The organism is Methylobacterium sp. WL6 (assembly GCF_008040095.1).
GTDB lineage: Bacteria > Pseudomonadota > Alphaproteobacteria > Rhizobiales > Beijerinckiaceae > Methylobacterium.
Genome location: NZ_VRVH01000134.1, coordinates 1 through 11992 on the forward strand (window position 1 = coordinate 1; position 11992 = coordinate 11992).

9 protein-coding genes and 1 pseudogene are annotated in these 11992 nt (G+C 70.3%); 6 read left to right on the plus strand and 4 right to left on the minus strand.

Going from position 1 to position 11992, the window contains the following annotated elements; all coding sequences use genetic code 11:
* The coding region (locus FV230_RS16915) for a methylated-DNA--[protein]-cysteine S-methyltransferase (protein ID WP_147843224.1) at positions 1-162 on the plus strand (162 nt) is incomplete at its 5' end.
* Between the two features lie 140 nt (positions 163-302).
* Here the strand turns inward: FV230_RS16915 and parC are convergent.
* A complete protein-coding gene (parC, locus tag FV230_RS16920) occupies positions 303-2549 on the minus strand; it encodes a DNA topoisomerase IV subunit A (RefSeq protein WP_147843225.1) in 2247 nt (748 codons plus the stop codon).
* Between the two features lie 45 nt (positions 2550-2594).
* A complete protein-coding gene (gene recO, locus FV230_RS16925) occupies positions 2595-3320 on the minus strand; it encodes a DNA repair protein RecO (protein WP_147727508.1) in 726 nt (241 codons plus the stop codon).
* 102 nt (positions 3321-3422) lie between these two features.
* Here recO and FV230_RS30805 point away from each other — a divergent pair.
* Together FV230_RS30805 and FV230_RS16935 are read left to right on the plus strand one after the other, a co-directional pair.
* A pseudogene (locus FV230_RS30805) lies at positions 3423-3895 on the plus strand (hypothetical protein).
* Between the two features lie 39 nt (positions 3896-3934).
* A complete protein-coding gene (locus tag FV230_RS16935; protein ID WP_147727506.1) occupies positions 3935-4639 on the plus strand; it encodes a gamma-glutamylcyclotransferase in 705 nt (234 codons plus the stop codon).
* Positions 4640-4679: 40 nt separating this feature from the next.
* Here the strand turns inward: FV230_RS16935 and FV230_RS29755 are convergent, their stop codons facing one another.
* Positions 4680-4823 carry a hypothetical protein gene (locus FV230_RS29755; RefSeq protein ID WP_187275529.1) on the minus strand — a complete coding sequence of 48 codons (144 nt, stop codon included), beginning with the start codon at positions 4821-4823 and terminating at the stop codon, positions 4680-4682.
* 139 nt (positions 4824-4962) lie between these two features.
* Positions 4963-8496, minus strand: a complete 3534-nt coding sequence (gene dnaE / locus FV230_RS16940) for a DNA polymerase III subunit alpha (RefSeq protein ID WP_147843226.1) — start codon at positions 8494-8496, stop codon at positions 4963-4965.
* Between the two features lie 1092 nt (positions 8497-9588).
* Here dnaE and FV230_RS16945 point away from each other — a divergent pair.
* The 3 genes from FV230_RS16945 to FV230_RS16955 form a co-directional block, all read left to right on the plus strand.
* A complete protein-coding gene (locus tag FV230_RS16945) occupies positions 9589-10836 on the plus strand; it encodes an acyl-CoA dehydrogenase family protein (protein ID WP_147843227.1) in 1248 nt (415 codons plus the stop codon).
* Positions 10833-11894 (plus strand): phosphotransferase family protein, encoded by a 1062-nt coding sequence (locus FV230_RS16950; RefSeq protein ID WP_246694890.1) that lies wholly within the window; start codon positions 10833-10835, stop codon positions 11892-11894. The genes FV230_RS16945 and FV230_RS16950 overlap by 4 nt, the downstream gene beginning before the upstream one ends.
* 5 nt (positions 11895-11899) lie before the next feature.
* On the plus strand, positions 11900-11992 hold a 93-nt coding region (locus FV230_RS16955; protein ID WP_147843228.1), incomplete at its 3' end, for an SDR family NAD(P)-dependent oxidoreductase.

Below are 11992 nucleotides of genomic sequence, written 5' to 3' on the forward strand. Positions count from 1 at the left end.
CCGGCGGCGGTGCGGGCCGTCGCCCGCGCCTGCGGCGCCAACGCCCTCGCCGTCGCGATCCCCTGCCACCGGGTGGTGCGGACGGACGGAGCCCTGTCCGGCTACCGTTGGGGCATCGAGCGCAAGCGGGCACTGCTGAAGCGCGAGGGGGTGGTACGGTGAGCGGATAAGCCTCGCGATCGCGTTCGAGCTCTTCCCCCCCCTTTTGAGGGGAGGGTGGCCCGCGAAGCAAGTCGGGAGAGGGAGCGCCGGATTCGGAGAAGCCGCTCCCCCTCTTCCGGCGATCCAGAACCAGGCCCTCTCTACCGACCGAACCGCTCGAACTTCGGGAAGCTCCGGGTCATCAGCGTGCCCGCATCGGTGCGGTGGCCCATCCACTTCTCCAGCACGCCGGCGTTGGCGAGGCGCGGCTGGGGGGAGCCGTCGCGCCAGGGCAGGCCCTCGGCCAGGGCGAAGACGCAGGCGTCGACGAGGGTCGATTGCCGGCAGCGCTGGAGGCGCACGCCCTTGCCGCGCACGAGCTCGGTCAGCTCGGTGATCGGGAAGACCAGCAGCAGCTTGTCGGAACTCGTCACCGCGACGTGGTCGCCCTCGGCCGGCACCAGCAGCACCGCCTTGGCGTCCCCGTCGAGGCCCAGGATGCCCTTGCCCTTGCGGGTGTTGGCGACCAGCCCGTCGGACGGCGCGAGGAAGCCGCGCCCGTCAGAGCCGGCGATCAGCAGGCGGGTCTCGGGGCGATAGGGCAGCGCCGCGACGATCTCGGTGCCGTCGTCGAGGTCGACCATCAGCCGGATCGGATCGCCGAAGCCGCGGCCGCCCGGCAGCTTCGAGGCGTCGAGCGTGAACACCTTGCCGTTCGAGGCCAGGACCAGGATCTTGGCGGTGGTCTCGCTCGGGAAGGCGATCTTGATCTGGTCGTCGCCCTTGAAGGCGACGCCCGACAGGTCGGCGACGTGGCCCTTCAGCGCGCGGATCCAGCCCTTCTCCGAGACGATGACGGTGATCGGCTCGCGCTCGACCATCGCGGCCGTGAAGTCGATGCCCGCGGTGTCGGGCGGGTTCTGCAGCGTCGTGCGGCGGGCGCCGAGCTTGGTGTCGGGCCCGAACGCCTTCTTCACTTGGCGGACCTGCTGGGTGATCGCCTTCCACTGCGCGGCATCCGAGCCGAGCAGTGCCTCGAGCCCGTCCTTCTCGCGCGTCAGGGTCTCCAGCTCGCGCTTCAGCTCCATCTCCTCGAGCTTGCGCAGGGAGCGCAGCCGCGTGTCGAGGATCGCGTTGGCCTGGACCTCGGTCAGCCCGAAATGCGCCATCAGCGCCGGCTTCGGCTCGTCCTCCTCGCGGATGATGCGGATCACCGCGTCGAGGTCGAGGTAGACGATGAGCAGGCCGTTCAGGATCTCAAGCCGGCGCTCGATCTGCCCGAGCCGGTTGCGCGAGCGCCGCTGCAGCACGACGCGGCGATGGTCGAGCCATTCGCGCAAAGCCTCGGCGAGCCCGATGACGCGGGGCACGAGGCCGCCGACCAGCACGTTCATGTTGAGCGGGATGCGGGCTTCGAGCTCGGTCAGCCGGAACAGCGATTCCATCAGGATCACCGGGTCGACGCTGCGCGAGCGCGGCTCCAGCACGACGCGCACGTCCTCGGCTGATTCGTCGCGCACGTCGGCGAGCAGCGGAAGCTTCCTCTCCTGCAGCAGCTCGGCGAGCTTCTCGATCAGCCGCGCCTTCGGGATGCCGTAGGGGATCTCGGTGACGACGATGTTCCAGGTGCCGCGGCCGAGGTCCTCCTTGGTCCAGCGGGCGCGCACGCGAAAGGCGCCGCGGCCGGTGCGGTAGGCCTCGGCGATCGATTCGGCCGAGTCGATCAGGATGCCGCCGGTGGGGAAGTCCGGCCCCTGCACGAAGCTGACGAGATGGGCCGAGGTCGCCTGCGGGTTGGCGATCAGGTAGAGCGCCGCGTCGCAGAGCTCGGCGGCGTTGTGCGGCGGGATCGAGGTCGCCATGCCGACCGCGATGCCCTGGCTGCCGTTGGCGAGCAGATTCGGGAACGCCGCCGGCAGGACGGAGGGCTCGTCCTTCTCGCCGTTGTAGGACGGGCGGAAATCGACCGTGTCCTCGTCGAACCCGTCGAGGATCAGCCGCGCGACCTCGGTGAGCCGCGCCTCGGTGTAGCGGTAGGCGGCCGGGCCGTCGCCATCGATGTTGCCGAAGTTGCCCTGGCCGTCGACCAGCGGATAGCGCTGCGCGAAGTCCTGGCTCAGCCGAACCAGCGCGTCGTAGATCGCCTGATCGCCGTGCGGGTGGAAGTCGCCCATCACGTCGCCGACGATCTTGGCGCACTTCTTGTGCGCGGTGTTCGGATCGAGCCGAAGCAGCCGCATGCCGTAGAGGATGCGGCGGTGCACCGGCTTGAGCCCGTCGCGGGCATCGGGCAGCGCCCGGTGCATGATCGTGGAAAGCGCATAGGCGAGGTAGCGCTCTTCCAGCGCGGACTTCAGCTCGACGCTCTCGATGCCGTCCCCGGTCGGCGGCTCGAAGGGCTGGCCCATCACGGCTCCGTTCTCAGATGTTTCATGTGGAACATAACACGAACATCACGGCGCGGCATCCAGGCCGGCCGCGACGAATCGTGAGCGTTCCTCGGGGACGGGCAGCGCCCGCGGACCCCAGATGTGCTGGGTGAGGAAGTAGCCGGTCAAGGTAAACCCATTCCGCACGTCGTCCGGGCCCTCCAACCGCCCGCCGTCGCGCAGGAAGGCCGGCAGCGCCAGCAGGCGGTCGCGGTAGGGCTCCCCGGCCGAGGCGCTGACGGCGCGCCCGCTCTTCGGCGAGACGTAGATCAGGGCGTCGTTCCCGCCTGTGGCGGCGCAGGCGCCGAGATCGAGGCCGAAGCCGAGCTCGGCCAGGATCGCCAGCTCGAACCGCACCATCAGCACCGGGGCGATCGTGCGGTCGTCCAGGTGGCCGATCAGGACCCGGGCCGCCTCGAACATCTCGGGATGCGGATCGCGCTCGGGCAGCAGGCGCAGGAGGGCGGCGAGGTGGCCGACGCCGTAGAGCGCCAGGCCGGAGCCGATCAGCCGCGACAGGGCCGATTCGAGCGGCTCGACCGCGAAGGCGCCGAGGCCGTCGTCGAGCCGCGCGCGCCAGGTCGCGCGGACCAGGTTCCCGGGCTGCAGCACCGGCTGCAACCGGCGCGAACGCCCGCCATGGACGAGGCCGAGATGACGCCCGTGCGCGCGGGTCATCGCCTCGAGGACGACGCCGGTCTCGCCCTGCCTGCGCACGCCGAGCACGAGCGCGTCATCCGTCCACTGCATCCGCCGTACATAGGCGTTTTTGGTGTGCGGCGTGAGGGTGCGTGTTTCCTAGGACTGAAAGCCGCGGTAGCTTCGGGCATTGGGAGAGGTTGCGGGGATTGGATGCTGGTGCGGAATTCGATCTCGGGACCCGCTGCGCGTCCCACTCGGCGGGCATTTCGACGGTCCGCGCCCATCCTCGCCATCACCGTGATCCTCACCGGTTGCATAGGGCGCGGCGAGGCGCCCTCCCCCGCCGCTCAGGCGTCGTCAAAACCCGTCCGCGAGCGCATCGCCGCCCTCGCCCTGCGGCAGGTCGCGTTCGGGTCGGTCTCGCTGCTGCCGGTGCGGTTCGAATCGAGCCGGATCGCCGGGCCGTTCGAGGATGGCGGGCGCACGCTCTACTGCGTCTCGAGCCACATGAAGGGTCGCACCTTCGGCAAGGGCGAGCGACCCAAGGTCGTGATCCGCGAGGACAAGGCGGCGAACGCGCTACGGCGATCGACGACGACGAGGTCTGCCAGGGCCACCGCACAGAGCCGTTCCCGGAGCTGGAGACCGTGGGCAACGCGAAGGCCGGCACCATCGGGGGCTGATCCGGGTTGTTCCGGCCCCGTCCTTGCTCCCCCGGACCGATGCGAAACACGCCGCTCGCCCTCTCCCTCGACCTGATCGCCCGCGCCCACGCCGTTCCCGTCGCCGACGACGAGAGCGCGCTGCAGGTGATGACCGACGAGGAGCTGAAGCCCGGCCTCGACGCGATCATCGAGCAGCGCGGCGGCGCCGGCGACCTCTGGGTGTTCGCCTACGGCTCGCTGATGTGGCGGCCGGAATTCGCCTTCGCCGAGAGCCGGATCGGCACGGTGCGCGGCTTCCACCGGCGCTTCTGCCTGCTGCAACGGCGCTTTCGCGGCACGCCGGAGCGGCCCGGCTTCGTGCTCGCGCTGGACCGCGGCGGCTCGTGCCGGGGCGTCGCGTTCCGCTTGGCCGGAACCAACCTGCGCGAGACGCTGATGCCGGTCTGGCGCCGCGAGATGCGCGGGCGCGGCTACGTCGCGCGCTGGCTGCCGGTCGCGACGGAGGCCGGAACGGTCTCGGCGCTGACCTTTCTCGTGAACCGCGCGAGCGACCGCTATTCCGGTCGCCTGACGGAGGCCGAGATCGCTGACCGGATCGCGGTCGCGTCCGGGCATCTCGGGCCGAGCGCCGAGTACCTGTTTCGCACGGTCGAGGCCTGCGAGGCACTCGGCATCCGCGACCGGCACCTCTGGAACCTGCAGGCCCTGGTCGCCGCCCGCCTGGATCTCGGCCATCCAATCTCGGGCGGCGCACCGGGATAGGCTCGCGGCGGCGAGAGCGGACGCCTCCATCGATGCGGCCTCAGACCCAGGCGCGCTTCAGCGCCGTCACGACGCGGCCGCCGCCATGCTCCGCATCCGGGTTGCGCAACTCGCGCAAGCCCGGCGCCCGGCCCGTCGTCAGGTAGACGACCACCGTCAGCGCCAGCACCACCTTCATCCGCATCGACCCCGTCCCGCTTGGTTAAGCGAGGCTGTGTAGGATCGGTCGGTTTTGAGGAGGTTGCGCCGGCGCACATCGAGCCGGCTGCGACGGCGTTTACCGGCGAACATGGTTTGCGAAGTATGAAGGCGGCCCTTGCGGCCTAATTCACCTCCACCTGGATCACGCCCGGCACGGCGCGCAGCATCCCCGCGATCTGCGGGGTGGCCTGGTACTTGTCGCGCAGCTTGATCTCGACCTCGCGCTCGCCGCCGTCCAGCAGCAGGATCAACGAGACCTCGCCCTCGCCGCGCATGGCGAGGCGCTGCTGCACGGCGCCGATCGGGCCCTCGTCGCGCAGGTAGATCCGCATGCCCTTCTGGTAACGCGCCACCGCCGCGTCGAGCGGCTCGGCGGCGAGGATCCGGGCGCGCACGTCTTCGCCCTCGAGGTTGGCCTGGAGCTGGAGAACCAGCGGCTGGCCGGGTTCCAGGATCTCGCGGTAATGCCCGAGGCCTTCGGAGAAGATGATCGCCTCGAAATGCCCGGTCTGGTCCGAGAGCGTGACGATGCCGAGCTTGTTGCCGGTCTTGGTGCGGCGCTCGGAACGGTCGAGCACCGAGGCCGCGACCTTGCCGACGCTCGAGGTGCCGGCGCGAACCGAGCGGCAGAACTCGGCCCAGCTCTGCACCCGGAGCTTGCCCAGCAGGTCCTGATACTCGTCGAGCGGGTGCCCCGAGACGAAGAAGCCGATCGCGTCGTACTCGCGCTTGAGCTTCTCGGCCATCGGCCAGCCCTCGTAGGCCGGGATGCGCAAGCTCACGTCGGTGGAGGTGACGCCGCCGAACATGTCGGCGATGCCGGCGCTCTCGGCTTCGGCCGCGCCCTGCGCCAGCTTCATCATCGGCTCGACCGCGGCGCAGGCCTTGGCGCGGTCCGGCTCGATGTCGTCCATCGCGCCGGCGGCGACCAGGCTCTCGAGCGTGCGCTTGTTGACGTGGCGCGGGTTGAGCCGGCGGGCGAGGCAGGCGAGATCCTTGAACGGGCGCTCGCCGCGCGCCTCGACGATCGACTTCACCGCCTCGCGCCCGACGCCCTTGATCGCGGCGAGCGCGTAGCGGATGCGCCCGACGCCATTGTCGTCGACATGGACCTCGAAGGTGACGCCGGATGTGTTGATCGAGGGCGGTTCGACGACGATCTTGAGCCGCTGCGCGTCCTGCCGGAATTCGGCGAGCTTGTCGGTGTTGTCCATGTCGAGGTTCATCGCGGCGGCGAGGAACTCGACCGGATGGTTCGCCTTGAGGTAGGCGGTCTGGTAGGTCAGCAGGGCGTAGGCCGCCGCGTGGCTCTTGTTGAAGCCGTAATCGGCGAACTTGGCCAGCAGGTCGAAGATCTCGTTGGCCTTCGGCTTGGTCAGCCCGCGCTCGACGCAGCCCTTCACGAAGCGGTCGCGCTGGGCGTCCATCTCGGCGCGGATCTTCTTGCCCATGGCGCGCCGGAGCATGTCGGCCTCGCCGAGCGAGTAGCCGGCCAGGAGCTTGGCGATCTCCATCACCTGCTCCTGGTAGACGATGATGCCGAAGGTCTCCTTCAGCGCCGGCTCCAGCTTGGGATGCGGGTACCACGCCGCCTCGTTGCCGGCGTCGCGACCGAGCTTGCGCTCGCAATAGACCGGGATGTTGGCCATCGGGCCCGGCCGGTAGAGGGCGACGAGCGCGATGATGTCCTCGAAGCGGTCGGCCTGCATCTCGCAGAGCGCCTTGCGCATGCCGGCCGATTCCACCTGGAACACGCCGACCGTCTCGCCCCGGCCCATCGGCTGGTAGGTCTCGGGCTGATCGAGCGGCAGCGCCGCGAGGTCGATCTCGATGCCGCGTTGCTTGAGCAGGTCCGTGCAGCACCTGAGCATCGTCAGCGTCTTGAGGCCGAGGAAGTCGAACTTCACCAGGCCCGCGGCCTCGACCCACTTCATGTTGAACTGGGTCACCCGCATCCCGGTCTTCGGGTCGCGGTAGAGCGGCACCAGCTGCTCCAGCGGCCGGTCGCCGATGACGACGCCGGCCGCGTGGGTCGAGGCGTGGCGGTGCAGGCCCTCGAGCTTCTTGGCGATCTCCATGAGGCGAGCCACGATCGGCTCCTCCTCGATCGCCTGCTGCAGCTTCGGCTCGCCCTCGATCGCCTGGACCAGGGTCACGGGGTTGGCCGGGTTCTGCGGCACCAGCTTGGTCAGCTTGTCGACCTGCCCGTAGGGCATCTCGAGCACGCGGCCGACGTCGCGCAGCACCCCGCGCGCCTGCAGCGTGCCGAAGGTGATGATCTGCGCCACCTGCTCTTGGCCGTAGCGCTCCTGCACGTACTGGATCACGCGCTCGCGCCCCTCGACGCAGAAGTCGATGTCGAAGTCCGGCATCGAGACACGCTCGGGGTTGAGGAAGCGCTCGAACAGCAGGCCGAAGCGCAGCGGGTCGAGGTCGGTGATCAGCAGCGCGTAGGCGACGAGCGAGCCCGCGCCCGAGCCGCGGCCCGGGCCGACGGGGATGTCGTGGTCCTTGGCCCACTTGATGAAGTCGGAGACGATCAGGAAGTAGCCCGGGAACTTCATCCCGACGATGACGTCGAGCTCGAAGGCCAGGCGGTCGCGGTAGGCCTGCTCGGTGAAGCCCTCGCACGGCCCGTGCTGCCTCAGGCGCAGGGCGAGGCCGGCCTCGGCCTGGCGGCGCAGCTCGGTCGGCTCGTCGGCGGCGACCTCCACCGGCACCGAGGGCGCTGCCTCGGCGAGCGCGTCCTGCATCGGCGCGGTCCCGCCCGCCGCCACCCGCGAAAAGTTCGGCAGGATCGGCTTGCGGGTGCGGACGCGGACCGCGCAGCGCATCGCGATCTCGACCGTCGCCTGCAGGGCGTCCGGCAGGTCGGCGAACAGCTCGGCCATCTCGGCCCGGGTCTTGAAGCCGTGGCGCGCGGTGAGCTTGCGGCGGCGGTCGTCGGAGACGACGCGCCCGTCGGCGATCGCGAGCAGCGCGTCGTGGGCGTCGTAATCGCCCGCCTTGCCGAAGAACGGCTCGTTGGCGGCGGCGATCGACAGGCCGTCGCGGTCGGCCATGCGCAGCAGCTCGGCCTCGATCCGACCTTCGTCGTCGAGGCCGTGGCGCTGGAGCTCGACGTAGAGCCGGCTCTCGCCGAAGGTGGTGCGCAGGGCGGCGAGCCGCGCCTCGGCGAGGTCTGGGCGGCCGGCGCGCAGCGCCGCGTCGAGCGGGCCGGTGAAGCCGCCGGTGAGCGCGATCAGGCCCGCCGACGATTCAGCGAGCGCCGCGGCGGTGACGCAGGGCGCCTCGCCGAGCCCGGTGTCGAAGTAGGCGCGGCTCGCCAGCCGCAGCAGGTTGCCGTAGCCGGTCTCGTCCTGCGCCAGCACGACGAGGCTGCCGGCGGGCCTCGCCACCCGTGCCATCGGGTCGACGGCCTCGAACGCCACCGAGAGCTGCATCCCGGCAATCGGCTGGATGCCGCTGCCGGCGGCCTTCTCGGAAAACTCGAGCGCGCCGAACAGGTTGTTGGTATCGGTCAGCGCCAGCGCCGGCTGGTGGTCGGCCAGAGCCGACTTGACGATGTCGCCCACCTTGAGGGCGCCCTCGAGCAGGGAATAGGACGAGTGGACGTGGAGGTGGACGAATCCGACCTCCTTGAGCTGGCGCGCCATGACGGTCCTTGTGCGGGTGCCCCAGAGATCCGTCCTTCGGCCGCCGGAGTCGATGGCCGGCAGGCCGCGATCGCCGATATCCACCGCCGATGTGGCGTTTCGGACGCGCGGCCTGCGACCAATTATCCTGTGCACGGGCAGTCCGGCCGCCCGCGCCGAAGGCATCCCTCAACGGATCGGGGCCAAGGCTACCGCCCAACCCGCCACTGCGACCGCGAGCAGCCCGAAGGCCATGAACTCCGCGACGCCGACCAGAACCATCCGCTTGAGCATGTCGGGCACTCCGTTTCGATGACCCTACTTTGTTCCTGTTTTGTTCCATGTAAAGCGCGAGCGTCGGGGACCTAGCGATAGAGTTGACGAAACGTGAAGCCCGAAGCGCTTCATCGCGGCCGGACCCCTCAGGCGGGATCGCCGACCTCGGGCATGGTCCTGCGAACGCCGGGCGGGGGATGGCGTCCGTCACCCCGCTCCGCCCGCGGCGCCCTACAGGTAAAGGAGGCAGGCGAGCAGGAAGACGCTCTCGACAAGGAGCACCAGGAAGATGATCATCGTCACGGCGGGATCCCGACCGACGAGGGAGCGCGCTGTGATCGGCTCGGACACGACGGGCACTCCGCTTTCTGGGGGCGCGGCGGCTCCTCGCGGCATGGAAGCCTGACGCGCGGCCGCGACGAAAAGCACCTTCGCCGGGAGGTCGGGGGACGTTGACCGGCGAAGGTGCCGCCGGAGGAGAAACGCTGTCCCGGCCCGCCGTGAATGCCATCGATCGGACGGGCGAGCCTTCACGCACGTTAAATCTTCTACAGATCTTCCAAGCGTCGATCTGCAACAGTTCCGGCGTCACAGCGAGCGAATGCTTGCCTCTGTACCAAGCGGAGCCTTCGTTCGACAGCACGGAGCGGCCGCGCCGTCGAAGCGCCGATCGCCGTGGGAACGTCGGTTCAAGGTTTCGGTACGCCGGGCGGTCGGAGACGGGGGCGCCGATCTGTCAGGGCCGGCCGGGTTGGGGCTTGTGGCCCGATTCGAAGCGGGAGTACGCTCGGGCCGCCCAGCCACGCGACGACGTCGGCGGGCTCAGGGAGTGGAACATTGGATTTTTCCCCGTCCTCGACGCAGGAGCTCTGGCTCAAGCGCGTGCGCGACTTCATGGCCGCCGAGGTCTATCCGGCGCTCGACGCCGTGAAGGCCGAGACAGCACAGTCCGTGCCCGACCGCTGGGCGCCCTCCGCGGCGATCGAGGGCCTGAAGGCTAAGGCGCGCGCGGCGGGCCTGTGGAACCTGTTCCTGCCGCCCTCGCCCGAGCACGACACCGATGCGTTCCACGGTGCCGGGCTGACGAATCTCGACTACGCGCGCTGTGCCGAGGAGATGGGCCGGGTGGCTTGGGCCTCGGAAGTGTTCAACTGCTCGGCCCCCGACACCGGCAACATGGAGGTGCTGCACCGCTACGGCAGCCCGATGCACAAGGAGCGCTGGCTCAAGCCGCTGATGGCGGGCGAGATCCGCTCCGCCTTCCTGATGACCGAGCCCGAGGTCGCCTCGTCGGACGCGACCAACATCGCGACCTCGATCCGCCGCGACGGCGACCATTACGTGATCAACGGCCGCAAGTGGTGGTCGACCGGCGTCGGCGACCGGCGCTGCAAGGTCGCGATCGTGATGGGCAAGACCGACCCCGACGCCCCGCGCCACCACCAGCAATCGCAGATCTTCGTGCCCCTCGACGCGCCCGGCGTCGAGATCAAGCGCCTGCTCTCGGTGTTCGGCTACGACGAGGCCCCGCACGGCCACGCCGAGGTCACCTTACGCGACGTGCGCGTGCCGGCCGAGAACCTGATCCTCGGCGAGGGCCGCGGCTTCGAGATCGCGCAGGGGCGCCTCGGCCCGGGCCGAATCCACCACTGCATGCGCACCATCGGCGCGGCCGAGGCCGCCCTCGAGGCGATGGTGCGGCGCCTGCTCGCGCGCACCGCCTTCGGCAAGCGGCTGGCCGACCAGTCGGTGTGGGAGCAGCGCGTCGCCGAGGCCCGCATCGACATCGAGATGACGCGCCTGCTCTGCCTCAAGGCGGCGGACATGATGGACAAGGTCGGCGCCAAGGCGGCCAAGCTCGAGATCGCGATGATCAAGGTCGCCGCCCCGCGCATCGCGCTGAAGGTGCTCGACGACGCGATCCAGGCCCATGGCGGCGCCGGCGTCTCCGACGACTTCGACCTCGCCCGCACCTACGCCCACATCCGCACCCTGCGGCTCGCCGACGGGCCGGACGAGGTCCACAACCGCTCGATCGCCCGCCTCGAATTCGCCCGCCACAGCAACGCTGGTCCCGCCGCGTGAGCGGGACGGCGGATTCCGCCTTCGCCGGCACCAAGCCGGTCGACCCGCGCCACCGGATCGACGAGGGCGCCCTGTCGGCCTGGATGGCGGAGCACGTTGCCGGGTTCGACGGCCCGCTGACGCTGCGCCAGTTCAAGGGCGGCCAGTCGAACCCGACCTACCGGGTCGAGACCCCGGGGGGCGCCTACGTGCTGCGGCGCAAGCCCTTCGGCCCGCTGCTGCCCTCGGCCCACGCGGTCGAGCGCGAGTACCGCCTGATCCGCGCACTGCACGGCACCGGCTTCCCGGTGCCGCGGGCGGACGCACTGTGCGAGGATGCCGGCGTGATCGGTGCGGCCTTCTACGTGATGGAGACGGTCGAGGGTGCCGTGCACTGGAATGCAGCCCTGCCCGAGCTGCCGCCGGCCGAGCGGCGCGACGTCTACGCGGGCATGATCACGACCCTCGCCCGCCTGCACCGGGCCAACCCCACCGCGATCGGGCTCGGCGATTACGGCCGGCCGGGCAACTACTTCGCCCGCCAGGTCGACCGCTGGACCAAGCAGTACCGCGCCGCCGAAGGCGACCGGCTCGAGGCGGCCGAGCGGCTGATCGCCTGGCTGCCGCGGACCGTGCCGGAGCAGGACCGGGTCTCGATCGTCCACGGCGACTTCCGCCTCGACAACATGATCTTCGCCCATGGCCGGGTCGCCGCGGTGCTGGACTGGGAGCTGTCGACGCTGGGCGATCCGCTCGCCGACTTCAGCTACCTTCTGATGCACTGGGTGCTGCCGGCGGACGGCCGCAGCGCGCTCGGCGGGCTCGATCTCCACGCGCTCGGCATCCCGACGCAGGATGAGGCGGTGGCGCTCTACTGCCGCGAGACCGGTCGCGACGGCCTGCCCGACCTGAACTGGTACTTCGCCTACAACCTGTTCCGCCTCGTCGGCATCCTCCAGGGCATCGCCGGCCGGATGAAGGCCGGCACCGCCGCGAGCGAGCACGCCGCCGACATGGCCGCCCGCGTGCCGAAGCTCGCCGACGCGGCCTGGTCCTTCGCCGTGAAAGCCGGGGCCTGACCGCGATGGCGCGCGTCGTCGTGGTGACGGGCGCAGCCCAGGGCATCGGCCGGGCGCTGTGCGAGCGCTTCGCCGTCGACGGCGCCACGGTGATCGCC

Coding starts and splice junctions, on each gene's coding strand:
- parC (WP_147843225.1), bottom strand. CDS start 2,549: ATGGGCCAGCCCTTCGAGCCGCCGACCGGGGACGGCATCGAGAGCGTC.
- FV230_RS29755 (WP_187275529.1), bottom strand. CDS start 4,823: ATGCGGATGAAGGTGGTGCTGGCGCTGACGGTGGTCGTCTACCTGACG.
- FV230_RS16935 (WP_147727506.1), top strand. CDS start 3,935: ATGCGAAACACGCCGCTCGCCCTCTCCCTCGACCTGATCGCCCGCGCC.
- dnaE (WP_147843226.1), bottom strand. CDS start 8,496: ATGGCGCGCCAGCTCAAGGAGGTCGGATTCGTCCACCTCCACGTCCAC.
- recO (WP_147727508.1), bottom strand. CDS start 3,320: ATGCAGTGGACGGATGACGCGCTCGTGCTCGGCGTGCGCAGGCAGGGC.